This is a genomic window from Lysobacter sp. DMC97, assembly GCF_056313745.1.
Map to the genome: position 1 here is coordinate 346,252 of NZ_JBQUZR010000005.1, position 25,719 is coordinate 371,970.

Annotated in this window: 20 protein-coding genes and 1 riboswitch; of the genes, 5 read left to right on the forward strand and 15 right to left on the reverse strand. The window is 70.0% G+C overall.

Annotated features, from left to right (window positions below; genetic code table 11):
- The first annotated feature begins 174 nt into the window (after positions 1-174).
- A complete protein-coding gene (locus ACT53Q_RS13195) occupies positions 175-2,610 on the forward strand; it encodes a TonB-dependent receptor plug domain-containing protein (protein ID WP_476187104.1) in 2,436 nt (811 codons plus the stop codon).
- A gap of 87 nt (positions 2,611-2,697) precedes the next feature.
- Here the strand turns inward: ACT53Q_RS13195 and ACT53Q_RS13200 are convergent, their stop codons facing one another.
- A complete protein-coding gene (locus ACT53Q_RS13200; protein WP_476187105.1) occupies positions 2,698-3,630 on the reverse strand; it encodes a lipase secretion chaperone in 933 nt (310 codons plus the stop codon).
- 77 nt (positions 3,631-3,707) lie between these two features.
- On the reverse strand, positions 3,708-4,640 hold the full coding sequence (locus ACT53Q_RS13205; RefSeq protein WP_476187106.1) for an esterase/lipase family protein: 933 nt from the start codon (positions 4,638-4,640) through the stop codon (positions 3,708-3,710).
- A 262-nt stretch (positions 4,641-4,902) separates the two neighbouring features.
- Here ACT53Q_RS13205 and ACT53Q_RS13210 point away from each other — a divergent pair, with 262 nt between their 5' ends.
- Positions 4,903-6,549, forward strand: a complete 1,647-nt coding sequence (locus ACT53Q_RS13210) for a cation:proton antiporter domain-containing protein (protein WP_476187107.1) — start codon at positions 4,903-4,905, stop codon at positions 6,547-6,549.
- A gap of 105 nt (positions 6,550-6,654) precedes the next feature.
- Here ACT53Q_RS13210 and ACT53Q_RS13215 read toward each other — a convergent pair whose 3' ends face one another.
- On the reverse strand, positions 6,655-7,089 hold the full coding sequence (locus ACT53Q_RS13215) for a hypothetical protein (RefSeq protein WP_476187108.1): 435 nt from the start codon (positions 7,087-7,089) through the stop codon (positions 6,655-6,657).
- A 145-nt stretch (positions 7,090-7,234) separates the two neighbouring features.
- Between ACT53Q_RS13215 and ACT53Q_RS13220 the strand changes: the two genes are divergently transcribed.
- Complete coding sequence (locus ACT53Q_RS13220; RefSeq protein ID WP_476187109.1) at positions 7,235-7,906, forward strand: YceH family protein; 672 nt, start codon at positions 7,235-7,237, stop codon at positions 7,904-7,906.
- Positions 7,907-7,920: 14 nt separating this feature from the next.
- Here ACT53Q_RS13220 and clpB read toward each other — a convergent pair whose 3' ends face one another.
- From clpB to rluD, 5 genes are all read right to left on the reverse strand, one after another.
- The gene (gene clpB / locus ACT53Q_RS13225; RefSeq protein WP_476187110.1) at positions 7,921-10,506 is read right to left on the reverse strand and encodes an ATP-dependent chaperone ClpB; all 2,586 of its coding nucleotides are present in this window, start codon (positions 10,504-10,506) and stop codon (positions 7,921-7,923) included.
- 104 nt (positions 10,507-10,610) lie between these two features.
- Positions 10,611-11,063 (reverse strand): thiol-disulfide oxidoreductase DCC family protein, encoded by a 453-nt coding sequence (locus ACT53Q_RS13230; RefSeq protein WP_476187111.1) that lies wholly within the window; start codon positions 11,061-11,063, stop codon positions 10,611-10,613.
- Positions 11,060-11,608: a DUF4166 domain-containing protein gene (locus ACT53Q_RS13235; RefSeq protein ID WP_476187112.1), complete on the reverse strand. Its 549-nt coding sequence runs from the start codon at positions 11,606-11,608 to the stop codon at positions 11,060-11,062. The genes ACT53Q_RS13230 and ACT53Q_RS13235 overlap by 4 nt, the downstream gene beginning before the upstream one ends.
- A complete protein-coding gene (gene pgeF / locus ACT53Q_RS13240; RefSeq protein ID WP_476187113.1) occupies positions 11,605-12,528 on the reverse strand; it encodes a peptidoglycan editing factor PgeF in 924 nt (307 codons plus the stop codon). Before pgeF ends, ACT53Q_RS13235 begins: the two co-directional genes overlap by 4 nt.
- Positions 12,525-13,514, reverse strand: a complete 990-nt coding sequence (gene rluD / locus ACT53Q_RS13245) for a 23S rRNA pseudouridine(1911/1915/1917) synthase RluD (protein WP_476172937.1) — start codon at positions 13,512-13,514, stop codon at positions 12,525-12,527. The genes pgeF and rluD overlap by 4 nt, the downstream gene beginning before the upstream one ends.
- Positions 13,515-13,611: 97 nt before the next feature.
- On the opposite strand from rluD, the gene ACT53Q_RS13250 reads away from it, so the two are divergent.
- Positions 13,612-14,499, forward strand: coding sequence for an outer membrane protein assembly factor BamD (locus ACT53Q_RS13250; protein WP_476187114.1), 888 nt, complete (start codon positions 13,612-13,614; stop codon positions 14,497-14,499).
- A gap of 79 nt (positions 14,500-14,578) precedes the next feature.
- Here the strand turns inward: ACT53Q_RS13250 and ACT53Q_RS13255 are convergent, their stop codons facing one another.
- From ACT53Q_RS13255 to sucC, 7 genes are all read right to left on the reverse strand, one after another.
- The gene (locus tag ACT53Q_RS13255; protein WP_476187115.1) at positions 14,579-15,040 is read right to left on the reverse strand and encodes a hypothetical protein; all 462 of its coding nucleotides are present in this window, start codon (positions 15,038-15,040) and stop codon (positions 14,579-14,581) included.
- Positions 15,041-15,085: 45 nt separating this feature from the next.
- A complete protein-coding gene (locus ACT53Q_RS13260; RefSeq protein ID WP_476187116.1) occupies positions 15,086-16,720 on the reverse strand; it encodes an NAD+ synthase in 1,635 nt (544 codons plus the stop codon).
- On the reverse strand, positions 16,717-17,133 hold the full coding sequence (locus tag ACT53Q_RS13265; protein WP_476187117.1) for an endonuclease domain-containing protein: 417 nt from the start codon (positions 17,131-17,133) through the stop codon (positions 16,717-16,719). The genes ACT53Q_RS13260 and ACT53Q_RS13265 overlap by 4 nt, the downstream gene beginning before the upstream one ends.
- 340 nt (positions 17,134-17,473) lie before the next feature.
- Entirely contained in the window at positions 17,474-18,484 is a 1,011-nt protein-coding gene (locus ACT53Q_RS13270; protein ID WP_476187118.1) for a ribonucleotide-diphosphate reductase subunit beta, read from the reverse strand.
- Between the two features lie 170 nt (positions 18,485-18,654).
- Positions 18,655-20,994 (reverse strand): ribonucleoside-diphosphate reductase subunit alpha, encoded by a 2,340-nt coding sequence (locus tag ACT53Q_RS13275; protein WP_476187202.1) that lies wholly within the window; start codon positions 20,992-20,994, stop codon positions 18,655-18,657.
- A 369-nt stretch (positions 20,995-21,363) separates the two neighbouring features.
- Positions 21,364-21,605: riboswitch (cobalamin riboswitch) on the reverse strand.
- A 133-nt stretch (positions 21,606-21,738) separates the two neighbouring features.
- Positions 21,739-22,614 carry a succinate--CoA ligase subunit alpha gene (gene sucD, locus ACT53Q_RS13280; RefSeq protein ID WP_476187119.1) on the reverse strand — a complete coding sequence of 292 codons (876 nt, stop codon included), beginning with the start codon at positions 22,612-22,614 and terminating at the stop codon, positions 21,739-21,741.
- Between the two features lie 105 nt (positions 22,615-22,719).
- On the reverse strand, positions 22,720-23,883 hold the full coding sequence (gene sucC / locus ACT53Q_RS13285; RefSeq protein ID WP_476187120.1) for an ADP-forming succinate--CoA ligase subunit beta: 1,164 nt from the start codon (positions 23,881-23,883) through the stop codon (positions 22,720-22,722).
- Positions 23,884-24,089: 206 nt separating this feature from the next.
- Between sucC and ACT53Q_RS13290 the strand changes: the two genes are divergently transcribed.
- Positions 24,090-25,691, forward strand: coding sequence for a sensor histidine kinase (locus tag ACT53Q_RS13290; RefSeq protein WP_476187121.1), 1,602 nt, complete (start codon positions 24,090-24,092; stop codon positions 25,689-25,691).
- Positions 25,692-25,719 lie beyond the last annotated feature (28 nt).

The window sequence follows — 25,719 nt, forward strand, 5'->3', positions numbered from 1 at the left end:
GGGCGAGAAGAGGGAACGCGGGACCCGCGGCGGCGGGCGGCCGGCGATTGTACGCCGGGCCGCCACCGAACGTGACGGACATCTTTTCATGCCGATGCGTGCGTTGACCCCCCGGAAAGCCCTGTGCTACACCGGGGTCGGACAGCTCTGTCACCCCCACGCAAGGAACCCGTCATGATCCGCCATCCCCTCACGCTGGGCCTGCTGCTCGCGCTGAACGCCGCGCCGGTCCTGGCCCAGGCCCAATCTCAGGCCGAAACCCAGGACAAGACCACCGACGACAGCAGTCTCGAAACCGTGGTCGTCACCGGTACCCGCACCTCGACCCGCACCGTCGCCACCTCGCCGTCGCCGATCGACGTGATCACCCCGGCGGCGCTGGAAGCCACCGGCACCACCGAACTGGCGAACGCGCTGTCGCGCGCCCTGCCCTCGCTGAACTTCCCGCGCCCGGCCATCACCGACGGCACCGACGCCGTCCGCCCGGCGCAGCTGCGCGGCCTCGCGCCCGACCAGGTGCTGGTGCTGGTCAACGGCAAGCGCCGCCACACCACCGCGCTGATCAACCTCAACGGCAGCCAGGGCCGCGGCTCCTCGCCGGTCGACCTCAACGCCATCCCGATCTCCGCCATCCAGCGCGTCGAAGTGCTGCGCGACGGCGCCTCGGCGCAGTACGGCTCCGACGCCATCGCCGGCGTGATCAACATCGTGCTGAAGAACGGCGACGAAGGCGGCAGCGCGCAGCTGGTCGCCGGCCAGTACAGCGCCGGCGACGGCCGCAACGTGCAGCTGTCGGGCGACATCGGCCTGAAGCTGGGCGCCGAGGGCTTCGTGCACCTCGCCGCCGAAGGCCGCAACCAGGACCAGACCGACCGCGCCCGTCCGTACCGCCTCGCCCCCGGCGTCACCACCTGGCCGGCCACCGCGCCGCCGCCGGGCAAGGTCGTGCAGCGCTTCGGCGATCCGGAGATCGAACAGTATTCGTTCTCGGCCAACGCCGAGCTGCCGGTCAACGACGCCCTGACCTTCTACGGCTTCGCCAACGCCGCGCGCCGCGACGCGCTGTCCAACGGCTTCTTCCGCACCGCCGCCGACACCCGCAACATCCCGGCGATCTATCCGGACGGCTTCCTGCCGCAGATCCGCAACATCGCCGAGGACCGCGCCGCGGTGGTCGGCCTGCGCGGCCTGACCGTGCTCGACTGGGACGTGGACCTGAGCGTCAACTACGGCCGCAACGACCTGAGCTTCGGCGTCGAGCACAGCCTCAACCGCAGCCTGGGCCCGACCTCGCCGACCAAGTTCGACGCCGGCGACCTGCAGATCACCCAGCACGTGCTGAACCTCGACGTCTCACGCGGCTTCGACGTGAAGTGGCTGTCCGGGCCGCTGAACGTGGCGTGGGGCCTGGAATGGCGCGGCGAAGGCTTCCGCCAGTCGGCCGGCGAGCTGTCGTCCTACGTCAACGGCGGCGTGCTGCTGCCGGGCGGCACGCCGGCGCCGTCGGGCTCGCAGGTGTTCCCGGGCTTCCGCCCCTCCGACGCCGGCGACTTCAGCCGCGAAAGCTACTCGGCCTACCTCGACCTCGAATCGAACATCACCGACCGCTTCAACCTCGGCTTCGCCGCGCGCAACGAGAGCTACAGCGACTTCGGCAGCACCGCCTCCGGCAAGCTGTCGGGCCGCTTCGACTTCAGCGACGCCGTCGCCCTGCGCGGCACGGTATCGACCGGCTTCCGCGCGCCGTCGCTGCAGCAGCAGTACTTCCGTTCGACCGCCACCAACTTCATCGGCGGCGTGCCGTTCGACATCCGCACCTTCCGCGTCAATGATCCCGCCGCCATCGCGCTGGGCGCCGAGCCGCTGAAGCCCGAGAAGTCGCGCAACCTCAGCCTCGGTCTGGTGCTGAAGCCGGTGTCGAACCTGTACGTCACCATCGACGCGTACCAGATCTCGATCGACGACCGCATCATGCTGTCGGAGAACCTGACCTCCACCGCGGTGCGCGCCTACCTCAACGCCAACGTCGACCCGGCGCTGGGCGGCGGCCGCTATTTCACCAACGCCATCGACACCCGCACCCGCGGCGTGGACGTCATCGGCACCTACCGCTGGCTGATCGGCGACGGCAGCCTCGACCTCACCGCCGGCTACAACCACAACAAGACGACGGTGGAGCGCATCGCGCCGAACCCGGCCGCCCTCACCGCGATCGACCCGACCGCGGTGCGCATCGGCCGCGTGGAAGTGGGCCGGCTCACGGTCGGCGCGCCCAGCGACAAGTTCCAGCTCGGCGGCGTCTACACCCTGGGCAACTGGAAGTTCTCGGCGAACGCCACCCGCTACGGCAAGTTCAGCGTGCTGTTCGGCAACAACCCGGCCGACACCTCGCGCGACCAGACCTTCGATCCGCAGTGGACGCTGGACCTGGCCGGCACCTGGCGCCTGCGCAACTGGGACTTCACCCTCGGTGCCGACAACGTGCTGGATTCGTACCCGGACGAAGTGCTGTTCGCCAACGCCACCAACGGCCAGCTGCCCTACAGCGCCACGTCGCCGAACGGTTTCAACGGCGCGTACGTCTACGGCCGCATCGGCTTCAAGTGGTAAACCGCTTCGCCTGATGCACGACGACGACGGCCCCCGCTCGCGGGGGCCGTTTCGTTTCCGGGGAACGCAGGGCGACGCGCGAAGCGCTCAGCCGCCGGGCTTGAGCTGCCCGATCGCTTCCAGCGACACGATGCGCCGCTGCTCGGCGGCGTCGAAGCGCTGCGCGCGCAGCGCCGCGCGGGCCTGCACGCGGGCGGCCTCGGACAGGCGCGGGTCGGCGTCGATGCGTGCCCGTGCCTGCAGGTAGTCGGCGATGCGGGCGTCCCAGCGCGCGCGCTCCTCGTCCAGCTTCGCCAGCCGTTCGGCCGCGTCCTTGCCCCACAGCGCCTCGCGCGCCTCCGCGCGCTGGCGCGGATCGGCATGCGTGCGCGCGAGCTCGCCGTCCTGCGCCGCGACGAGGCTGGCGGTGTCGGCCTCCTGCCGCTGCGCGTAGCCGGCGTCGGCATCCAGCGCGGCGAGCCGCCGCGCCTTCTCGTCGGCCGACAGCGTGGTGTCGCCGGCGATGCGCATCCGCGCCAGCGTCAGCCGGCCCAGCGCTTCCTCGTCGGCGAAGAACGCGGTCGCCAGCGCTTCGCCCAGCAGCTCGCGGCGCAGGGCCACGGTCCGGTCGAAGCGGTCCTGCGGACTGGCGAGCGCGTCGATGCGTGCGTCCGCCAGTCGCTTGAGATAGGCGGCGTAACGATCGAAGTAGGCCAGCGCTTCCGCCGCCTGCGTCGCGCCGTGGTGCTGCTGGAGATGGGTCTGGAGCAGTTGCCGGATCTGCGCCGGGTCGCGCTCGCCGATCAGGCTGAGGTGGTAGTCGAACAGCCGCCGCATCGCCATGTCGGGCACGACCCGGCCGGCGGCATCGACCGACAGCCCGCCGTCGACCTCGCTGCCGCGCAGCGAACTCCGTGCCATCGAGAAATCGGCGGCGGCGCCGGAAGACGACGGCGCGGGCGACATGCCCGCGTCCGTCACCGGCGACATCGCCGCATCGCGCGCCTCGCCGGTCGGCGACGCCTCCGTGACCGGATGCATCGCCCGCCAGCCGCCGGCCATCGCCGCGATGCCCAGCACCGCGGCGATGGCAATGACAATCGGTCGTCGCCGTCCGCTCACAGACCGAGCGTTTTCAGGCGGTTCGCATGCGCGCGCAGCACGCTCGCGGGGCTGGAGGAGAACAGCCCGCGCAGGCCGAACACCTGGTTGACCTCGTCGAGATGGTTCCACGGGTAGTTGTCGCGCAGCACCGCGCCCCAGTGCGACGAGCAGCGGCCGACCAGGCCGTCGTTCGACTCGGTGCCGAACACCAGGCTGCCGGCGCCCAGCAGGCCGTCGCCGACGTCGAGGATGTTGGTGAGCACCGACGTACCGCTCATCGAGTAGTAGCGGATGCCGTTGACCGTTTCCGGGCCGCTGCCGCAGCTGGTCGTGGGCTTGCCCTGTGGATGGCGCTGGTTGAACGTGGTGGACCCGGCGGTGCTGAGCGAGGCCAGCGCGCCGAGCGCGTTCTGCGGATCGGTGTTGCCCGACAGCGCGCCGAGGAAGCTGCTGAACGCATTGACGAAGCCGGCGACGAGGTTGCGCTGCGGCGAGCCCGGCGGCAGCGTGGTGCTCAGCAGGTCGGCCATCGGCGCGCCGGTGTTCGGCGAGCCCAGCACCGTCACCGAGGCGACGAGATCCGGGCGCACCGACGCGACGTAACGCACCGTCGGGCCGCCATGGCTGTGGCCGATCAGGTTGAACTTCTGCACGCCGGTGACCGCGCGCAGCCGGTCGAGGTCGCGGATCAGCTGCTCGCCGCGGACTTCCGAGTAATTGCTGGCCGACACGCTGGCGGTGTAGACCTTGGCGCCGCCGGCCTTCAGCTCGTCGCCGATGCCGTACCAGTAGTCGTAGACGCCGAGGATCGAGTCGAACCCGAGCAGGCCGTGCACCAGCACGATCGGGTTCTTGGTCTGGGTATAGGTCGATTGCGCGTTGGCGACCATCGCGCTCAGGCACAGCATCAGGGTCGCCAACAGGCGAGCCCACGTCCGACGATTCATCCGCCCCTCCTGGGAGTCGTTTTCGATCAATGAAAATGAAAGGGAATGCCGCTTCGGGCTACCGCGGGCCAGGCCAACCTGTTCCAACCCGTTTCAATACGGTACCGAATGGCGACCGGACTGTAGGGGGGCGCCGGGGCGGCTGTCATTCTGCACAGCAGCAAATCCGGGCTGGAACCGCCGTCGGCACGCCGCGCCGTGACCGCGGTCGCGCCTGAACACGCAGACAGGGAGCACCGCGACCGTTCCGTATAGTGCAGGCATGCCCCATCACACCTCGCTCATCGCCATGCTGTGCGCCGGCTTCGTGCTCGCGTGCTTCTTCGGCCTGATCGCGCATCGGCTGCGACTGTCGCCGATCGTCGGCTACCTGTTCGCCGGCGTGATCGCCGGCCCGTACACGCCGGGCTTCGTCGGCGACCAGACGCTGGCGCCGCAGCTGGCCGAGATCGGCGTGATCCTGCTGATGTTCGGCGTCGGCCTGCACTTCTCCTTCCGCGACCTGATGGCGGTGCGCCGCATCGCCCTGCCTGGCGCACTCGTGCAGATGGCGGCCGCCACCGCGATGGGCTGGTTCCTCGGCACGCGGCTGGGCTGGTCGAACGCCGAGGGCGTGCTGTTCGGCCTGTCGCTGTCGGTCGCGAGCACGGTGGTGCTGCTGCGCGCGCTGGAATCGGTGCGCCTGCTCGACACCGACCGCGGCCGCATCGCGGTGGGCTGGCTGGTGGTCGAGGACCTCGCGATGGTGCTGGCACTGGTGCTGGTGCCGGCGCTCGCCGGCGGCGGCGATGCACGCGAGGGCGGCCTGCTCGGCCCGCTGCTGGTGACGTTCGCCAAGGTCGGCGCGTTCGTGGCGCTGATGCTGATCGTCGGCCGCCGCGTGCTGCCGTGGCTGCTGGAGCGCGTCGCCGGCACCGGCTCGCGCGAGCTGTTCACGCTGTTCGTGCTGGCCAGCGCCACCGGCGTGGCGTTCGGCGCGGCGTCGCTGTTCGGCGTGTCGTTCGCGCTCGGCGCGTTCTTCGCCGGCATGCTGCTCAACGAATCGCCGTTCGGACACAAGGCCGCCGAAGACTCGCTGCCGCTGCGCGACGCGTTCGCGGTGCTGTTCTTCGTCTCGGTCGGCATGCTGTTCGACCCGCACATCCTGCTGCGCCAGCCGCTGCAGGTGCTGGAGACGCTGGGGATCATCATCGTCGGCAAGTCGATCGCGGCCTGGGCGGTCGTGCGCCTGCTGGGGCGGCCCAACCGCGTGGCACTGACCATCGCCGCCAGCCTGGCGCAGATCGGCGAGTTCTCCTTCATCCTCGCCGGGCTGGGCGTGGCGCTGGGCGTGCTGTCGGAAGCCGCGCGCGACCTGATCCTCGCCGGCGCGATCCTCTCGATCGTGGTCAACCCGCTGCTGTTCGCCGCGATGGCGCGCTACACCCGCGAGCCGGACCTGCCCGTCGCCACCGCGACGCGCCCGCCGCAGGGCCACGTGCTGCTGGTCGGCTACGGCCGCGTCGGCACCAAGCTGGCCGACGTGCTGCAGCGCGCGGAGATCCCGTTCCTGGTGATCGACACCGACGGCGACCGCGTGATCAACGCCCGCGCCGCAGGCCACGCCGCGGTGCGCGGCAACGCCGCCGACGACGACGTGCTGGCCGAGGCGATGCCGCTGGACGCCTCGCTCGCGGTGCTGACCATTCCCGACGCGCTGGAGGCCGGCAAGGTCACCCAGCAGCTGAAGTCCGGGCCGCACCCGATCCCGGTGCTGGCGCGCGCGCACAGCGAGGCCGCGGTGAAGCACCTGCTGCAGCGCGGCGCCGATGCCGCGCTGCTGGCCGAACACGCACTGGCGCATTCGCTGGGCGAGATGATCGCGGCGATGCCGGAATACCGGCGCGGACAACTGCCGCCGGCGGGCTGAGCACGGGCGCGCCGATGTCGGACGCACCGAGGGCGGATGGCCGAATCGCAGGCGAAAAAAAGCCCCGGCCGGGGCCGGGGCGCAACAGCGTCGATGGAGGGAAGATCAACGCCGTTTGATCGTGAACTTGCTGAAGGCGACACCCAGCGACCAGCCTTCGCCCTTGCCCGACAGCGCCAGCGAGACATCGCCGTTGGTCATGGCCTGTGCCGAGGCGTTCTTCTCGGCACCGGCATGCGCTTCGGCGGTGGCGTAACTGCCGACGACGTCGCGGATGTCGGAGACGTTGGCGAATTCGCCGAAGCCGTTGTCGATGCGGTACTTGCCGACGGTGAGGCCGCCGCCCTTGGCGACGATCTTCACGTCCATGCTCTGGCCGTTGCTGCAGGTGACGGTGCCGCTGCCGCTGGCGGTCTTGTAGAACGCCGACCAGCCGGCCAGGTGGTACTGCATCTTGCAGGTGATGGTGCCGGCGGCCATCGCCGGCGCGGAAGCGAGTGCGAGGCACAGGGCCAAGGCACCGAGGCGGAGATTGCGCATGGGGAACTCCTTGCTGCCGCGGGCAGCGGACGGATCGGATGTGCACAGGCTGCCGCCGGCCGGATGAACGGCGACACAGCAACGGCCGGCATCACGCGCGATGCCGCTAGAATCGTGGGCTTCGCCCGATCGAGACATCGCGACCATGCAAGTTCCCTCCGCTGCCGATGCCCGTGCCCTGCCGCCGCAGCTGACACCCCTCGAGGCGCGCATCCTCGGCAGCCTGGCGGAGAAGGCGGCAACCACGCCGGACGTCTATCCGCTGACGGTCAACAACATCCAGCTGGCCTGCAACCAGAAGACCGCCCGCGACCCGGTGACGAGCTACGACACTGGCGAGATCGGCCACGCGCTGCGCCAGATGGAGCCGCGCGGGCTGGTGAAGTCGGAGTACGGCGCCCGTGCCGAGCGCTACCAGCACAAGCTCGAACGCGTCTACGACCTCACCTCGGCGCAGACCGCGCTGATCGCGCTGCTGCTGCTGCGCGGTCCGCAGACGCTGCACGAACTGCTGACCCGCAGCGAGCGGCTGCATCGCTTCGCGGGCGTCGACGACGTGCGCCACGCGCTGGAGCGCCTGGCCGAGCGTGACGCGCCGCTGGTGCGGCTGATGCCGCGCGCCGCGGGCCAGCGCGAGGATCGCTACGCGCACCTGCTGTGCGGCGAACCGGCGATGCCCGAACGCCTCGCCGACGCCGCGCCGTCGCGCGCCCGCGACGACGACATGGTCGACACGCTGCTGGCGCGGATCGAAGCGCTGGAAGCGCGCGTGGCCGCGCTGGAAGGCCGCGCCGGGGACGCCCCCGAGGCGACCTGAGTCCAGGCCTTCGATCAGGCCTTGCCGAACACCAGCCGCCCGGCATCGGCATCGACGCGCACGACGTCGCCGTTGCCGTAGTCGCCGCCGAGGATCTTCTGCGCCAGCGGGTTCTCGATCTGCTGCTGGATCGCGCGCTTCAGCGGCCGCGCGCCGTACACCGGATCGAACCCGACGTTGCCGAGGAAATCCAGCGCCTTCTCCGCCAGCTCCAGGCGGATGCCGCGCTCGGCCAGCCGCTTCTCCAGTCCGCGCAGCTGGATCTTCGCGATCTCGCGGATCTGCGCCTTGTCCAGCGGATGGAACACGACGATGTCGTCGAGCCGGTTGATGAACTCGGGCCGGAAGTGCGCCTGCACCACGCCCATCACCATGGCCTTCATCTTCGTGTAGCTCTCGGGCGTGTCGTCCGACGACAGCTCCTGGATCATCTGCGACCCGAGGTTGGACGTCATCACGATCACGGTGTTGCGGAAGTCGACCGTGCGGCCCTGGCCGTCGGTGAGGCGACCGTCGTCGAGCACCTGCAGCAGGATGTTGAACACGTCCGGATGCGCCTTCTCGACTTCGTCGAGCAGGATCACGCTGTACGGACGACGGCGCACCGCCTCGGTGAGATAACCGCCTTCCTCGTAGCCGACGTAGCCCGGAGGCGCGCCGACCAGCCGCGATACCGCGTGCTTCTCCATGAACTCGCTCATGTCGATGCGCACCATCGCATCGGTGCTGTCGAACAGGAACTCGGCCAGCGCCTTGCACAGCTCGGTCTTGCCCACGCCGGTGGGGCCGAGGAACAGGAACGAGCCGCTCGGACGATTCGGATCGCTCAGGCCCGCGCGCGAGCGGCGCACGGCGTCGGAGACGACCTTGATCGCCTCTTCCTGCCCGACCACGCGGCCGTGCAGCGCGCTTTCCATCTTCAGCAGCTTGTCACGCTCGCCTTCCAGCATCTTCGACACCGGGATGCCGGTCCAGCGCGAGACGACCTCGGCGATTTCCTCGTCGGTCACCTTGTCCTGCAGCAGCTGGAAGCCCTGCGTCTCGGCCGCCTGCGCGGCCTGCAGCTGCTTCTCCAGCTCGGGGATGCGGCCGTACTGGATCTCGCTCATCTTCGCGTAATCCTGACGGCGCTGCGCGGCCTCGAGTTCGAGCTTCGCGGCCTCGATCTGTTCCTTGAGCTTGGTCGTGCCGTGGACCGCGGCCTTCTCGGCCTTCCAGATCTCCTCAAGGTCGTTGAACTCGCGTTCGAGCTTCGCGATCTCGCCTTCGAGATCGGCGAGGCGCTGCTTCGAGGCGTCGTCCTTCTCCTTCTTCAGCGCCTCGCGCTGGATCTTGAGCTGGATGAGCCGGCGTTCCTTGCGATCGAGTTCCTCGGGCTTGCTGTCGATCTCCATGCGGATGCGCGACGCGGCCTCGTCCATCAGGTCGATGGCCTTGTCGGGCAACTGGCGATCGGCGATGTAGCGGTGCGAGAGCGTGGCCGCGGCAACGATCGCCGGGTCGGTGATCTCGACGCCGTGGTGCACGGCGTACTTTTCCTTCAGGCCGCGCAGGATCGCGATCGTGTCCTCCACGCTCGGCTCGCCGACGAACACCTTCTGGAAGCGGCGTTCCAGCGCGGCGTCCTTCTCGACGTACTTGCGGTATTCGTCCAGCGTGGTCGCGCCGATGCAGTGCAGCTCGCCGCGGGCGAGCGCAGGCTTCAGCATGTTGCCGGCATCCATCGAGCCTTCGGCCTTGCCGGCGCCGACCATCGTGTGCAGTTCGTCGATGAACAGGATGATCTGACCCTCGTTCTTCGAGAGATCGTTGAGCACGGCCTTCAGCCGCTCCTCGAACTCGCCGCGGAACTTGGCGCCGGCGATCAGCGCGCCCATGTCGAGCGACAGCACGCGCTTGCCGCGCAGGCCTTCGGGCACCTCGCCGTTGACGATGCGCTGTGCCAGACCTTCGACGATCGCGGTCTTGCCCACGCCGGGTTCGCCGATCAGCACCGGATTGTTCTTCGTGCGCCGCTGCAGCACCTGGATGGTGCGGCGGATCTCCTCGTCGCGACCGATCACCGGATCGAGCTTGCCCGACTCGGCGCGCGCGGTGAGATCGATGCAGTATTTCTCCAGCGCCTGGCGCTGGTCCTCGGCGTTCTCGCTCTGCACCTTCTCGCCGCCGCGCATGGCGTCGATCGCGGCTTCGAGCTTCGCCTTGTTCGCGCCCGCGGCCTTCAGCGCGCGGCCGGCGTCGCCGCCGTCGTCCAGCGCCGCCAGCACGAACAGTTCGCTGGCGATGAAGGCATCGCCGCGCTGCTGCGCCAGCTTGTCGGTGACGTTGAGCAGGCGCGCGAGATCGTTGCCGACGTTGACGCTGCCGGCCTGGCCGGAGACCTTCGGCAGCTTCTCCAGCGCTTCGCCGAGGCGTTCGCGCAACGCCGGCACGTTGACGCCGGACTGCGCCAGCAGCGGGCGCGTACCGCCGCCGGACTGGTCGAGCAGCGCGACCAGCAGGTGCGCGGGTTCGATGACGTTGTGGTCGCGACCGACCGCCAGCGACTGCGCGTCGGCGAGGGCCTGCTGGAACCACGAGGTGAGTTTGTCCATGCGCATGGCGGGGACTCCGGAAGAAGGGGGCGGCCGTGCCGCGATCTTCCGGAGATTGGGGCCGCGCCCTCGTTTCCAAGGTGCGCCGCGCACTACCGGCGGGGAACGAGTTACAGGAAGCGGTGCGCCTGCGCCGGGTCCGGCAGGCGGCAGGCGTCGTGCCGCCCGAACCAGCGGTAGCGATGCCGCGCGACGAAGCGGTACAGCGGATCGCGCAGGACCGGCGGCACCAGCACGGAGAGCAACGCCAGCCGCCACGCGCCGCCCAGCCCGGCCAGCACGCGACGGATGGCGACGGTGTCGGTCGACACCCGCGGCACCGGGCCGCGGTCGTGTTCGATCAGCAGGAACGACACCGGATCATCGGGATCCAGCCCGTGCGCCGAAAGCAGCGCGCGGCCGGTCTCGCCCTGCATCGCCGCGAAGCGGTAGCGCTCGCGGTGGTCGTGCTTCAGCAGGAAATCGACCCAGCCGTTGCACAGCACGCAGACGCCATCGAAGACGATGATCGCGCCGGACGGAGGCGCGTGGCCGGTGGCGTCGGGCGGGGACGGCGGCGTCACGGCACGTCCAGCCAGCCGCGGTAGTGCACCAGCAGGCCGGCGACCGGGAGTTCGGCGCGCACGTCGAACCGGTAGCGACCGTCGCGCTCGGATTCGCGCGCGATTACGCCCGTGAACCCGCGCGCGGGCAGCGGCAGCCAGCCGAGCACGCGCACCCGCGCGACCCGCCAGATGATGGCGCCGTCCTCGACATGCATCGCGAACCCGAACAGCACCGCGCCGAGGCGTTCGCACAGCAGGCCGGCCATCGCGCCCTGCCCGGCCCACAGCCGCGACGGCATGGCGCGGCCGCCGATCCGACGGACCCAGGCCTCGCGTCCATCCACCGCCTCGATCTCCACGACCACCGGCCCCGCGCCCGCCGGCGGCAGGTGCGTGACCCACGCGAACAGCCGCGCCAGCGGATGGCGGCCGCGTTCGACCACGACCTCGCCCTGCCAGCGCCCCGCGCCGGGCGCGAGATGCAGGCGCTTCACGGTGGGCGGCAGGATGTCGAAGTCCGGCCCCAGCACCCGCGGGAACAGGGGCGCCGCCGGGTCGGTCACCGGTCGATCCAGACCAGCGTCGCCATCCGTCCGGTGCGGGCGTCGCGGCGATGCGAGAAGAACCGCGCCGGGTCCGACAGCGTGCACAGATCGCCACCGTGGACGCGGGTCACGCCGACCTGCGCCAGCCGCATCCGCGCGATCGCCGGCAGATCGACCAACCAGTGGCCGGGCCGGGTCGGCACGAAGGCGCGCGCGGCCTCGGCGTCGTGGGCGAGGAAGCGATCGCGCACCTCGGCGCCGATCTCGTAGCGCTGCGGGCCCGCGCACGGGCCGATCCAGGCGATCAGCCGGTCCGGCGGCGTGCGCATGGCGGCGACGGTCGCTTCCAGCATGCCCGCGGACAGCCCGGGCCAACCGGCATGGGCGGCGGCGATCTCGTCGCCGGCCTCGGACGCGAAGACCACCGGCAAGCAGTCGGCGGTCAGGATCGCGAGCACGGTGCCGGGGGCGGACGTCACTGCCGCGTCGGCAACCGGCTCGGCGCCCCCACCCCAGCCCTCCCCCGCGCGCAGGAGAGGGGGAAGCACAACGTGTCCCTGCGGATCTCCCTGCCCCGCTTGCGGGGGCGGGGGAAGCACAACGCGTCGCTGCGGGTCTCCCTCCCCCGCCCGCGGGGGAGGGTTGGGGTGGGGGTTGGGGTGGGGGTCGCCGTCGACCCGCACCACGTCGATGCCATGGACCTGCTTCAGCCAGTGCGGCACGGCGGGCAGGCCGGCGAGGCGGACCAGCTCGGCGCGGTTGGCCTCGACCGTGGCCGGGTCGTCGCCGTCCGCGGCTGTGCGGTTGCCGAGGTTGAAGGTGTCGAACGGCGCCCGCGACGCGCCCGCGCCGTGGCGCAGCGTCGTGAACGCCTGCACGCCGGGCGGCGCCGGCCAGTCGGCGGGCAGGAAGGGGCCGCCGGTCGGCGTGCCGCTCACCGCGCGCGTTCCTCCGCCTCGCGGGTGTCCTCGCGCAGGGTCGCGACCAGCGCCTGCATGTCGGCGGGCATCGGCGCGGCGCAGCGGATCGGCTCGCCACTCACGGGGTGCACGAACTCCAGCACCTCGGCGTGCAGCGCTTGCCGGCGGAAGCCGCGCAGCGCGGCGACCAGATCCTCGGTCGCCTGCTTCGGCAGCTTCAGCGGCCCGCCGTACAGCGGGTCGCCGATGATCGGATGCTTGATGTGCGCCATGTGCACGCGGATCTGGTGGGTGCGGCCAGTTTCCAGCCGGCACTCCAGCAGCGTGTGGGCGCGAAAGCGTTCGCGCAGGCGGTAGTGGGTGACGGCCTCGCGGCCGTCCTCGCGCACCGCCTGGCGCAGGCGGTCGCGCGGGTGGCGGTCGATCGGCGCGTTGACCGTGCCGCCGGACACCAGCGCGCCAACCACCACCGCGAGGTACTGGCGATGGACCTCGCGCGCCGACAGCTGTTCGACCAGCGCAGTGTGCGCCGGCAAGGTCCGGGCGACGACCATGACGCCCGAGGTGTCCTTGTCGAGGCGATGGACGATGCCCGCCCGCGGCAGCGCCGCCAGCGCGGGGTCGCGGTGCAGCAGGGCGTTGACCAGCGTGCCGGCCGGGTTGCCGGCGCCCGGGTGGACGACCAGCCCGGCCGGCTTGTCCAGCACGAAGACGTGCTCGTCCTCGTGGAGGATGTCGAGCGCGATGTCCTCGGGCTCCGAATGGGTCTGGATCTCCAGCACCGCGGTCAGGCTGACGGTCTCGCCGCCGCGGACGGGATCGCGCGGCCGTACCTCGCGGCCGTCCAGGCGGGCGTCGCCGGACTTGATCCACTCCGCCAGCCGCGACCGCGAGTATTCGGGGAACAGTTCGGCCAGCACGGCGTCGAAACGCCGCCCGGCGGCCGCATCGGGCACCTGTGCGGTGCGCGGCGCCGGGGCGGGCGCGATGGGGGCTGCGGGCATGCGGGGACTCCTGGGGGGCGCGGTTTCGCGCGGTTAAGGGGGCTGGGCGGCCCGGGCTGCTATTATCGCCCGCTCGTCCCGCACCGCAGCAGCCCGCATGCTCCTTCGCCGCCCGTCGTTCTCCGCCTTCCTGCGTCCTGTCCTGCTGCTGGTGGTCCTGTTCGCGCTCGGTACCTCCGGCTGCGCCCGGATGCGGGGGGCGATGAAGGGCGAGAAGGCCAACGAAGGGGTCCCGGTCGCCGAGCTGTACGCCAAGGGCCAGCAGTCGATCCGCAACGGCAACTACGACAGCGCCGTGCAGACCTTCAAGCGCCTCGTCGCGCAGTATCCCTACGGTCCATACACCGAGCAGGCGCTGATCGAAACCGCCTACGCCCAGTTCAAGCAGGGCACGAACGACGACGCGATCTCCACGATCGACCGTTTCCTGCGCACCTACCCGACCCACCGCAACGCGCCCTACCTCTATTACCTGCGCGGCCTGGTCAACTCCAGCCGCGACACGGTCTTCCTGCAGCGGGTGTGGAAGCTGGACGCCAGCCGCCGCGACCTGGCGACGCCGCAGCAGGCCTACAACGACTTCAAGACCGTCACCGAGCGCTACCCGAACTCGCGCTACGCCGCCGACGCGGCCCAGCGCATGAAGGACCTGCGCGACCTGTTCGCCCGCCACGAGATCGAGAGCGCGCTGTACTACCTGCGCCGCACCGCGTGGATTGCCGCCATCGAGCGCGCCAAGTACATGCGCGAGACCTACCCGGACAGCCGCTACGACGCCGACGGCATCGCGGTGATGGCGAAGGCCTACACCCACCTCGGCAACACCGCGCTGGCCGACGGCGCCCGCCAGGCGCTGCAGCAGCGTGACGCGAACCACCCGTGGCTGGCCAACGGCGACGCCTGGCCGGACTACCCGTCGAACTTCCGCAAGCTCAACCCGTTCGCGCGCGAGCGCTCGGCGCTGGACAACGATCCGCACCACTGAGTCGTCCCGCATCGCGACGTGCATGAAGAAGCCGCCTCCGGGCGGCTTTTTCGTGGGCGCGGCATCCCGGCGAAGCGGCCTATAGCCGCTGTTCGGGCCGCAGCCACTGCGCCGGCTGTTCCACGACCTCGCCGACCAGCCACTGGCTGAAGCCGGACGCCTCGAAGTCGAGGCCGCCCTCCGGCCACGCCAGATCGATGCACCAGCGCCAGGGGCCGTGCGCGTCGGCGTCGATGGCCGCGTCCGGATCGTCGGCATGTCCCCGCAGCGGCTCGCGCACGATCCGGTCGATCGCGAACGGCGTCATCCCGGCACTGCACGCGACGTAGTCCAGCGCGAAGCGCAGGCCGAAGACTTCGTGGAACTGCAACATGGCCTGCGCGACGCGGAAATCGCCCGCCCCCTCGCGCGGCCAGTCCAGCAGGAAGTCGATGTCGAGCTGCAGTTCGGCCGTGCCATGCCCGCCTTCGACGATCCGGAACCCGTGCACGTGGACGTCGTGCCACGACATCCGGTCGAAGTCGGCGGTGTACCAGCGCATGCGGCGGCGGGTCGGAAACGGATGGACGGCGGGCCGGGGCCCGCCCTACGCGCCGTAGCCGTTGGTGATCGGGTAGCGGCGTTCGCGGCCGAAGGCGCGGCGCGAGACCTTCGGGCCCGGCGCGGCCTGGTGCCGCTTCCACTCGCTGATCCGCACCAGCCGCAGCACGCGGTCCACGGTCGCGGCGTCGAAGCCGGCGCGCACGATCTCGTCGCGCGACTGCTCCTGGTCGACGTGGCGCAGCAGGATCGCGTCCAGCACGTCGTACGGCGGCAGCGAATCCTCGTCCTTCTGGTTCTCGCGCAGCTCCGCGGTGGGCGGCCGCGAAATCACCGCCGGCGGGATCACGGGCGCACCACCGACGGTATTCCGCCAGCGCGACAGCGCGAACACCTCGGTCTTGTACAGGTCCTTGATCGGCGCGTAGCCGCCGCACATGTCGCCGTAGATCGTGGCGTAGCCGACCGCGTACTCGCTCTTGTTGCCGGTGGTCAGCAGCAGCCCGCCGAACTTGTTCGCCAGCGCCATCAGGATCGCGCCGCGGCAGCGCGACTGCAGGTTCTCCTCGGTCACGTCGACCGGCTTGCCGGCGAAGGTTTCCGCCAGCGCGTCGAGATAGCCCTGGAACGGTTTCTCGATCGGTACTGCGAGCAGCTTCACGCCCAGCGCGCGGCACTGCTCGTCGGCAAGATCGTTCGACAGCCCGGCGGTGTAGCGCGACGGCAGCCGGACGGCGGTGACATGCTCGGCGCCCAGCGCGTCGACCGCGAGCGCCAGCACCAGCGCCGAATCGATGCCGCCGGACAGGCCCAGCCACACGTCGGTGAAGCCGTTCTTGCCGCAGTAGTCGCGGATGCCGCGCACGATCGCCCGCCACGCCAGCGCGTCGCGGCTCTCGTCGCCGTCGTCCATCCACTGCACGGGCGCGAAGCGGCGCGTGTCGGCGTCGTGATCGACCACCAGCCACTGGTCAGTGAAGGCGGCCGCGGCCGGATGCACGGTGCCGTCGCCGTCGGCAACGACGGAGGCGCCGTCGAACACCAGCGCGTCCTGGCCACCGACGACATTGAGATAGGCGATCGCGGCGCCGGTTTCCTGCGCGCGCTGCGCGAGGAGCGCGTCGCGCTGCGCGTGCTTGTCGCGCTCGAACGGCGAGGCGTTCGGCACCAGCACCAGCTGCGCGCCCTTGCGCACGGTGCTGGCGATGGGCTCGGCGAACCACAGGTCTTCGCAGATGATCAGCCCGACCGGCACGCCCTTCACGTCGAACACGCAGTCCTCGCGGTCGGGGTCGACGTCGAAGTAGCGGCGTTCGTCGAACACCGCATAGTTCGGCAGCTCGCGCTTGCGGTAGGTGCGCTCGACGCGGCCGTCGCGCAGCACGCTGGCGGCGTTGTAGACCACGCTGCCGGCGGCCTCGGGCCAGCCGACCACGGCGACGATGCCGGTGGCCGCCTGCGCGATCGTCTCCAGCGCCTGCGCGCAGTCGCGCAGGAAGCTCGGGCGCAGCAACAGGTCTTCCGGCGGATAGCCGGACAGCGCCAGCTCCGGGAACAGCACGATGTCGGCACCGTGCTCGTCGCGGGCCTCTGCGATCATCGACGCGATGCGCTCGGCGTTGCGCGCCACCGCGCCAACGGGGAAATCGAACTGGGCGAGGGCGATGCGGAGGGTGGTCATCCCGCGCTCCCGTCGGTTCCGCGGGGCATCCACTCTGCACCATCGCTCATTGGCGGGAGAAGCCCGGAAGGGGTGAGCTTCGACAGCGATTCCAGGATCATGTCGCAAACGCCCTCGATCTGTTCCAGAGCCTCATTATTCCAGAAACGCAGGACCAGGAAGCCCTGCCGACGCAGCCAAGCATCCCGCTCGGGATCCCGCGTCGAACCGGCATGCTGGCCACCATCGATCTCGACGACGAGGCACCGTTCGATGCAGACGAAATCGACGACGTAGCGCCCGATCGGACACTGCCGGCGGAAGCGATGTCCCTGCAATTGCCGACGGCGCAGGCGTCGCCACAGCGCCGTCTCGGCATCGGTCATGTTCCGACGGAGTGCGCGCGCGAAATCGCGCTTCTGTCCTTCTCTCATCCTGTGCTCCCCGATCCGACTGTTCATGAGAGAAGTGGACGCCTCTCCGCATCTTTTGTCTGTCGGGAAATGCCGCGTGGTTGGATCAGGCGTAGCGCGCAGCGGCCCCCACCCCGGCCCTCCCCCGCAGGCGGGGGAGGGAGTGGAAAGTGGCGCGGCCTTCCTCAGGCGCCGCTTTCTCCTTGCTGCGTCGACTTCTTCTTACCGCGCAGACTTCCTGTTTCTGCGCCAATTCCTTGTGGCTGCACGTGCAACAGGCGACTGCCGCGACGCGCTCTTCCCCCTCCCCCGCCTGCGGGGGAGGGTCGGGGTGGGGGCATCACCCGTCGTTCACCGCCCCTCAGAACGCATCGTCGAACGCCACCGCGCCGGCGATGCCGACCTGGTACGCCGAGACGCGGCGCTCGAAGAAGTTCGTCAGTTCCTGCACGTCCTGCAGGTCGAGGAACGGGAACGGGTTCTTCGCGCCGAACTCCGGCGCCAGCCCAAGTGCGGCGAGGCGCAGGTCGGCGACGTAGTGCAGGTACTGGCGCATTTCACCGGGCGACAGCCCGTTCACCCCGCCCGACAGCACGTCGTCGGCGAACATCGCTTCGACCTCGATCGCCTCGTGCAGCATCCGGCGCACGTCGCGTTCCAGCGCGGCGTCGAACAGGCCCGAATCCTCCTGGCGCACGGTGCGGATCACCTCGAACGCGAACGCCATGTGCCCGGATTCGTCGCGGAACACCCAGTTGGTGCCGGCCGCAAGCCCCGGCAGCAGGCCGCGCGAGCGCAGGAACCACACGTACGAGAACGCCGCGAAGAAGAACAGCCCTTCGATGCAGCAAGCGAAGCAGATGAGGTTGAGCAGGAAGCGGCGGCGCTGCTCGCGGGTGTCGAGGCGCGCCAGCGACTCGATCGAATCCATCCAGCGGAAGCAGAACTCCGCTTTCGCGCGGATCGAGGGAATGGTCTCGATCGCCGCGAACGCGGCGTTGCGGCGTTCGGGATCGGGGATGTAGGCATCCAGCAGCGTGAGGTAGAACTGCACGTGCAGCGCTTCCTCGTACAGTTGTCGCGAGAGATACATCCGCGCTTCCGGCGCGTTGATGTGCCGGTAGAGATTGAGCACGAGATTGTTCGCGACGATGCTGTCGCCGGTCGCGAAGAACGCGACGAGGCGTTCGACGAGGTGACGGTCGGCCGGCGCCAGCCTGTGCTGCAGGTCGTTGAGATCGATGCCGAAGTCGATCTCCTCCACTGTCCACGTGTTGCGGATGGCGTCGCGGTACATGTCATAGAACGCGGGATAGCGCATCGGCCGCAACGTCAGCGCGAAGCCGGGATCGAGCAGGTGGGGCGTGGTCATGGGACAAGTTCTCCCCCTCCGCCGCATCGCGGGGGAGGGTTGGGGTTGGGGTGGGGGCGACGGGACGGAAGCGCATGCAATGCCCCCCATCCCGGCCTTCCCCCGCAGGCGGGGGAAGGAGACAAGCGCAAGGGAAAGAGACAAGCGCGATGCGGAAAGGCGCGAAGCCGTTATTGGCAGGCTTCGCAGCTCTCGGGGTTCTCGAGCGAGCACGCCAGCGCTTCCTGCGGCGAGAAATCGCGCGCCGTCGGCGTCGCGGCGGACACGGTGGCCTTCGCGATCCGCGTCGCCGGGCGCGAGCGCAGGTAGTAGGTCGTCTTCAGGCCGGCCTTCCAGGCGTACATGTACATCGACGACAGCCGGCCGATGTTCGGGCTTTCCATGAACAGGTTGAGCGACTGCGACTGGTCGATGTACGGCCCGCGTGCGGCGGCGAGGTCGACCAGCGCCTTCTGCGGCAGTTCCCACGCGGTGCGGTAGATCGACTTGAGCACGTCGGGCAGGCCGTCGATGCCCTGCACCGAGCCTTCGGCGAGCTTGATCGCGTCGCGGGTGGCGTCGGTCCACAGCCCGAGGCGCTTCAGCTCGCGCACGAGGTAGCGGTTGATCTGCAGGAAATCGCCCGACAGCGTCTCGCGCTTGAACAGGTTGCTGACCTGCGGCTCGATGCATTCGTAGCAGCCGGCGATGGAGGCGATGGTCGCGGTCGGCGCGATCGCGATCAGCAGCGAATTGCGCAGGCCGTGCGCGGCGATCCGCGCCTTGAGCGTCGCCCAGACGTCGCGTTCGGACGGATCGACGCCCCACAGGTCGAACTGCAATGCGTGCTGTGCGGCACGCGTCTCGGCGAAGGCCGGATGCGCGCCGTGGCGTTCGGCGAGGTCACACGACGCCTCCAGCGCATGCAGGTAGATGCGTTCGGCGATGCGCGTGGACAGTGCCAGCGCCTCCGCGGAATCGAACGGCAGGCGCAGCCGGAAGAACACGTCCTGCAGGCCCATCACGCCCAGCCCGACCGGCCGCCAGCGGAGGTTGGAGCGCCGCGCGGTCTCGATCGGATAGAAGTTCAGGTCGATCACGTGGTCGAGCTGGCGCACGGCCACGCGCACGGTCTCGGCGAGTTTGTCGAAGTCGAAGAGCGGCGCGCCGCGGTCGTCCTCGGCGACATGCTGCGCGAGGTTGATCGAACCGAGGTTGCACACCGCGGTTTCGTCGGCGGAGGTGACTTCAATGATTTCGGTGCACAGGTTCGACAGGTGCACCGTGCGGCCCGGGCCGACCTGGTTGCAGGTGCGATTCGAGGCGTCCTTGAACGTCATCCAGCCGTTGCCGGTCTCGCCCAGCGTCTTCATCATCCTCGCGTACAGCGCGCGCGCCTTGACCGTGCGCACCGCGAGCCCCTGCAGTTCGGCCTGCACGTAGGCGCGCTCGAACGCCTCGCCCCACAGGTCGACGAACGCCGGCACCGTGTCCGGATCGAACAGCGACCAGTCGCCGTCGCTTTCGACGCGCTGCATGAACAGATCGGGGATCCAGTTGGCGAGATTGAGGTTGTGCGCGCGCCGCATCTCGTCGCCGGTGTTGTCGCGCAGTTCGAGGAATTCCTCGATGTCCGCGTGCCAGGTTTCGAGGTAGATGCAGGCGGCACCCTTGCGCTTGCCGCCCTGGTTCACCGCCGCGACCGAGGCATCCAGCGTCTTCAGCCACGGCACGATGCCGTTGCTGCGGCCGTTGGTGCTGCGGATCAGCGCGCCGCGCGAGCGGATGCGCGAATACGCCTGGCCGATCCCTCCGGAGAACTTCGACAGCTGCGCGACGTCGGCGTAGCGCGCGTAGATGTCGGCCAGCGAATCCTGCGGCGAATCCAGCAGGAAGCACGACGACAGCTGCTCGTGGCGCGTGCCGGCGTTGAACAGCGTCGGCGAACTCGGCAGGTAGTCCAGCGACGACATCAGCCGGTACAGCTCCAGCGCATCGCCGGGCGTCTCGCTCAGCGCCACCGCGATGCGCATGAAGAACTGCTGCGGCGTCTCGATCACCGTGCGCCGCTGCGGATGCTTCAGCAGGTAGCGATCGTGCAGCGTGCGCAGGCCGAAGTACTCGAAGCGCCGCGTCCGCGCCGGATCGATCGCATCGTTGAACTTGCGCGCGTGCTGCTCCACCGTCTGGCGCAGGCGATCGTTGATCAGGCCGAGTTCCGCACCCAGCGCGATCGACTGCGAGAACGAATGCACGCCCTGCCCGGCCACTTCCTTGTCGATGCAGCCGGACAGCAGGCGCGCGGCGAGGCGCGCGTACTGCGGCTCGTCGGCGATGAAGGCGGCGGCGGTGCGGATCGAGAGTTCGTCGAGTTCGCGGGTGGTCGCACCGTCGTAGATGCCGGCGATGGTCTTCAGCGCGACCCGCATCGGATCGATGTCGTCGAGGCCGTCGCAGCAGCGCTGCACGGCGCGCACGATCTTGCCGACGTCGACGGGCTCGCGGCGGCCGTCGCGCTTGGTCACGGTCATGGTGACGGGCGCGTGCGGCGGAGTGAGGGCGAAGTCGGACTGGCGTGCGGTGGCGGGCTCGGCGCGCGCGGGGATGGTCGCGGCGGACGGGACAGGGGACGGGGCGAGGAGGGTGTCGTGGCGCATGCGGGCTCTCCGGGGAAAAGGAGAGGGAGCGGGAGCGGCGCATGCGACCGGGCGCGGAGGGAACGCGGACGGACGACCGGCATCGCGGGGGAACGACGGGTCGCGCACAACGCCGGCCCCCGCCCCCTCGGGCGGGCCTGCATCGACGCGGTGGCGGAACGGCACGCGCCGACGTGCGCACGCGGCGCATCGCACGACGTCGACCTGCGCTCCCCGCGGAGACGGTGGCCAGACGACGCCGGAAGGACGGCGTCGGTCGAGGCAGGTCTTCGGGCTCACGGGCACGCGACCGGAGTCGCACCTACTGCGCGTCGCTTCCCGGCCGGCCCGTTGCGGGCGAAGCCAGTGCCATTGACGCGGGTCGTTCCCAGTTACCGCTGCGGGGCAGCCCCGGAATGAGCCAGCGACCGAGGTCGCCTGCCGCACCGGGTTCCCATTTCAGCCGACTCCGGGCGGAGTCGGCACCTTCGACGCGCACAACATAATGGGCTCGTCGGCATGGGTCAACACAAAATGTCGTGGCCGCGGCGCCACCAAGGCAAAACGAAGGCCGCCCGGAGGCGGCCTTCGTCGGACTGCGCGGACCGGCGCGGTGCCGGGCGCGGATTGCTGATCGGATTACTTCGCCAGGCGCTTCGCGATGGCGGCGCCGAGGTCGCCCGGCGACTTCACCGTGGTCACGCCCGCCGCTTCCAGCGCGGCGAACTTGCCCTCGGCGGTGCCGGTGCCGCCGGAAGCGATCGCGCCGGCGTGGCCCATGCGCTTGCCCTTCGGGGCCGAGGCGCCGGCGATGAAGCCGACCACAGGCTTTGTGACGTGCTTCGAGATGAACTCGGCGGCTTCTTCCTCGGCCGAACCGCCGATCTCGCCGACCATGATGATGCCTTCGGTCTGCGGATCGTCCTGGAACAGCTTCAGCGCGTCGATGAAGTTGGTGCCGTTGATCGGATCGCCGCCGATGCCGATGCAGGTCGACTGGCCGAGGCCGGCGTCGGTGGTCTGCTTCACGGCTTCGTAGGTCAGCGTGCCGGAGCGCGAGACGATGCCGATCTTGCCCGGCATGTGGATGTGGCCCGGCATGATGCCGATCTTGCATTCGCCGGGGGTGATCACGCCCGGGCAGTTCGGGCCGATCAGCACGACGTCCGGGTAGCCCTTCAGCGCGTTCTTGGCGCGGAGCATGTCGAGCACCGGGATGCCTTCGGTGATCGCGACGATCACCTTGATGCCGGCGTCGGCCGCTTCCATGATCGCGTCGGCCGCGAACGGCGGCGGCACGTAGATGACCGAGGCGTCGGCGCCGGTGGCCTTCACGGCTTCGGCGACGGTGTTGAAGACCGGCAGGCCGATGTGCTCGGTGCCGCCCTTGCCCGGGGTGACGCCGCCGACCACTTTCGTGCCGTAGTCGAGCATCTGCTGCGCGTGGAAGGTGCCCTGCTGGCCGGTGAAGCCCTGGACGATGACCTTGGTGTTCTTGTTGACGAGAACGGACATGAGATTGGAATCCTTCAGGTTGTCATCCCGAGCGACGCGAGGGACCTGCTTCTGCTTTCGACGGCGGACAGCAGGTTCCTCACTGCGTTCGGAATGACATCAAATTCAGGCGGCGACGGCCGCGACGGCCTTCCGGGCGCCGTCGTTGATGTCGTCGGCGGGGATGATGGCGAGGCCGGAGGACTTCAGCAGCGCCTTGCCGGCGTCCACGTTCGTGCCTTCGAGACGCACGATCACCGGCACCTTCACGTCGACTTCCTTCACCGCGGCGATGATGCCCTCGGCGATCATGTCGCAGCGGACGATGCCGCCGAAGATGTTGACGAAGATCGCCTTCACGTCGGGATCGCGCAGGATCAGCTTGAACGCCTCGGTCACGCGCTCCTTGTTGGCGCCGCCGCCGACGTCAAGGAAGTTCGCCGGCTCGCCGCCGTTGAGCTTGATCACGTCCATCGTCGCCATCGCGAGGCCGGCGCCGTTCACCATGCAGCCGATGTTGCCGTCCATCGTGACGTAGTTGAGGTCGTGCTGGCTGGCCAGCACCTCGGTCTCGTCTTCCTGGCGGATGTCGCGCATCGCGGCCAGTTCCGCGTGGCGGAACGTCGCGTTGTCGTCGGAGTTGATCTTGCCGTCGAGCACGGCGAGGTCGCCGTTGGTGAGGATGGCGAGCGGGTTCAGTTCGACCAGCGCCAGGTCCTTCTCGTTGAACAGGCGGAACAGGCCCAGCATGATCTTCGTCAGCTGGCCGACCTGCTTGGCGTTCAGGCCGAGGGCGAAGCCCATGTCGCGGCACTGGTACGGCTGCAGGCCCTGGACGTAGTTCACGTGCAGGGTCTTGATCGCGTCGGGGTTCTCGACCGCGGTCTTCTCGATCTCGACGCCGCCGTCGGCGGAGGCGATGAAGGTGACCGCCTTGCTGCTGCGGTCGACCAGCACCGACAGGTACAGCTCCTGCGCGATGTCGGTGGCCTGCGTGACCAGCACGCTGTCGACCGGCAGGGCGACGCCGGCGGACTGGTAGGTCGACATCTTCGTGCCGAGCATGCCCTTGGCGTAGTCGCGGACCTCGTCGTAGGTCTTGGCGAGCTTGACGCCGCCGGCCTTGCCGCGGCCGCCCGCGTGGATCTGGGCCTTGACCACCCAGAAATCGCCGCCGATGGCCTTGGCCGCATCGACGGCCTCCTCCGGGGTGCGCGCGACGCGCCCGGCCGGGACTGCGATGCCGTATTCGGCAAACAACTGCTTCGCCTGATATTCGTGGAAGTTCATGTCGGTTCCATGCGGGAAAGGGCGAGCCGCACCGGGTGCGGTCGGCCGCGCGGCCACGGGCGCCGGGGACGGCGGAAAGGGGCGCGGACAGCTGGCTATTCTCGCCGATGCGCCCGGTCCGGGCCAGCCCGGACCATGGTCGAACGGCCTCGCATCCCTGCCGGTGCCCCCTATACTCCCGCCTTGTTCCCTCCAGGACCCCGGGTTTGAGCCGAACCCCAGCCCCCGCCACGCCGGCCCAGGACTACGCCCGGCGCGAGCTCTACCTGTTCGCGCTGTACCGGGTGCTGGAAGCCGGGCTGCTGGCGCTGCTGGTGTTCGGGCCGGTGGTCGCGCTCCCGCCCCGGGACGACCACGGGATGCTGGTCGGCGGGGTGGCCGCGGGCTATCTCGCCGCCGCGATCGTGCTGCTGCTGCATGCCCGGCGGGCGCGGACCACGCTGGCGCCGACGCTGGTCGGCGTGGGCATCGACATCCTGGTCGCCGCGATCGCGGCCCACGCGGTGCCGCAGGCGGCCTCGGGCGTGGCGCTGATGCTGCTGTTCAACGTCGGCTCGGCGGCACTGCTGCTGCCCCTGCGCCTCGGACTGGGGGTCGCGGTCTCCGCGGCGGCCGGGCTGGCCGCCGCCTACTTCTGGACGCTGGTCATCGAGCAGGAGCCGACCCGGCCGATGGCCGAGCTGATGATGTTCACCGTCAGCTTCCTGGCGATCGCCACCCTCACCCACCAGTTGCGGCTGCAGATGCGCGCCACCGAGGCGCTGGCCGAGCGCCGCGGCGCCGAGGCCACGCGGCTGGCCGAGGTCAACGAACTCATCATCCGGCGCATGCGCACCGGCGTGCTGCTGGTCGACCGCGAGGCGGAGATCAAGCTGGCGAACGAGGCCGCGATGCTGCTGCTGGGCGAAGGCGCGGCGGGCACGCGGCGGCTGGTCGAGGCCGCACCCGAGCTGGCCCTGCGCCTCAGCGAATGGCTGCGCAACGGCCTGCCCAACGACACCCCGCTGCGGCTGGGCAACGACCAGTTCGAGGTCGTGCCCCGCTTCGCCCGCCTGTTCGCCAAGGGCGACGACACCCTGATCTTCCTCGACGACACCTCGCTGGTCTCGCGCCGCGCCGAATCGCTGACCCTGACCGCGATGGGCCGGTTTTCCGCGAGCCTGGCGCACGAGATCCGCAATCCGCTGGCGGCGATCAGCTACGCCGCGCAGCTGCTGGAGGAATCGCGCGACCTGCCCGATGGCGACCGCCGGCTGGCGCAGATCATCCACCAGCAGTGTATGCGCACGAATGCCATCGTCGAGAGCGTGCTGGGCCTGGCGCGGCGCGAGCGCGCGACCGCCGAACACGTCGAGCTGGTGGCGTTCCTGCGCGGTTTCATCGAGGAATTCAGGCAGAGCGCGCCGGACGAGACCGACAACATCGCGCTGGCCGCGCCGCAGCCGCTGGTGCCGGCGCTGGTCGACCCCAAGCACCTGCACCAGATCGTCACCGCGCTGGTCCAGAACGCCCGCCGCCACGGCCATCTGCCCAACGAGGCCGCGCGCATCACCCTGCACGCCTACCGGCTGGACGACGCGCCGGTCATCGACGTGATCGATCGCGGCCCGGGCATCCCCGAGGCCGTCGTCCCGCAGTTGTTCCGGCCGTTCTTCACCACCTCCGAGCACGGCACCGGGCTGGGCCTGTACATCGCCCGCGAGCTGTGCCGCGCCAACGGGGCCACGCTCGAACACGTGCCGTTGCCGGGGGGCGGCTGCTGCTTCCGGATCACCATGCCCGGCCAGCACACGCTCCTGCCGGCCTGATCGCCACAGCACTGCTCTTTCGTCCAAT

Excerpts from the sequence above, each read along its gene's own strand:
- ACT53Q_RS13275 (WP_476187202.1), bottom strand. The coding sequence starts at position 20,994 with ATGACCGTGACCAAGCGCGACGGCCGCCGCGAGCCCGTCGACGTCGGC.
- ACT53Q_RS13195 (WP_476187104.1), top strand. The coding sequence starts at position 175 with ATGATCCGCCATCCCCTCACGCTGGGCCTGCTGCTCGCGCTGAACGCC.
- sucD (WP_476187119.1), bottom strand. The coding sequence starts at position 22,614 with ATGTCCGTTCTCGTCAACAAGAACACCAAGGTCATCGTCCAGGGCTTC.
- ACT53Q_RS13210 (WP_476187107.1), top strand. The coding sequence starts at position 4,903 with ATGCCCCATCACACCTCGCTCATCGCCATGCTGTGCGCCGGCTTCGTG.
- ACT53Q_RS13255 (WP_476187115.1), bottom strand. The coding sequence starts at position 15,040 with ATGCGCTGGTACACCGCCGACTTCGACCGGATGTCGTGGCACGACGTC.
- rluD (WP_476172937.1), bottom strand. The coding sequence starts at position 13,514 with ATGCCCGCAGCCCCCATCGCGCCCGCCCCGGCGCCGCGCACCGCACAG.
- ACT53Q_RS13265 (WP_476187117.1), bottom strand. The coding sequence starts at position 17,133 with ATGAGAGAAGGACAGAAGCGCGATTTCGCGCGCGCACTCCGTCGGAAC.
- ACT53Q_RS13205 (WP_476187106.1), bottom strand. The coding sequence starts at position 4,640 with ATGAATCGTCGGACGTGGGCTCGCCTGTTGGCGACCCTGATGCTGTGC.
- ACT53Q_RS13260 (WP_476187116.1), bottom strand. The coding sequence starts at position 16,720 with ATGACCACCCTCCGCATCGCCCTCGCCCAGTTCGATTTCCCCGTTGGC.
- sucC (WP_476187120.1), bottom strand. The coding sequence starts at position 23,883 with ATGAACTTCCACGAATATCAGGCGAAGCAGTTGTTTGCCGAATACGGC.
- ACT53Q_RS13270 (WP_476187118.1), bottom strand. The coding sequence starts at position 18,484 with ATGACCACGCCCCACCTGCTCGATCCCGGCTTCGCGCTGACGTTGCGG.
- ACT53Q_RS13215 (WP_476187108.1), bottom strand. The coding sequence starts at position 7,089 with ATGCGCAATCTCCGCCTCGGTGCCTTGGCCCTGTGCCTCGCACTCGCT.
- ACT53Q_RS13200 (WP_476187105.1), bottom strand. The coding sequence starts at position 3,630 with ATGCATCCGGTCACGGAGGCGTCGCCGACCGGCGAGGCGCGCGATGCG.
- clpB (WP_476187110.1), bottom strand. The coding sequence starts at position 10,506 with ATGCGCATGGACAAACTCACCTCGTGGTTCCAGCAGGCCCTCGCCGAC.
- ACT53Q_RS13250 (WP_476187114.1), top strand. The coding sequence starts at position 13,612 with ATGCTCCTTCGCCGCCCGTCGTTCTCCGCCTTCCTGCGTCCTGTCCTG.
- ACT53Q_RS13220 (WP_476187109.1), top strand. The coding sequence starts at position 7,235 with ATGCAAGTTCCCTCCGCTGCCGATGCCCGTGCCCTGCCGCCGCAGCTG.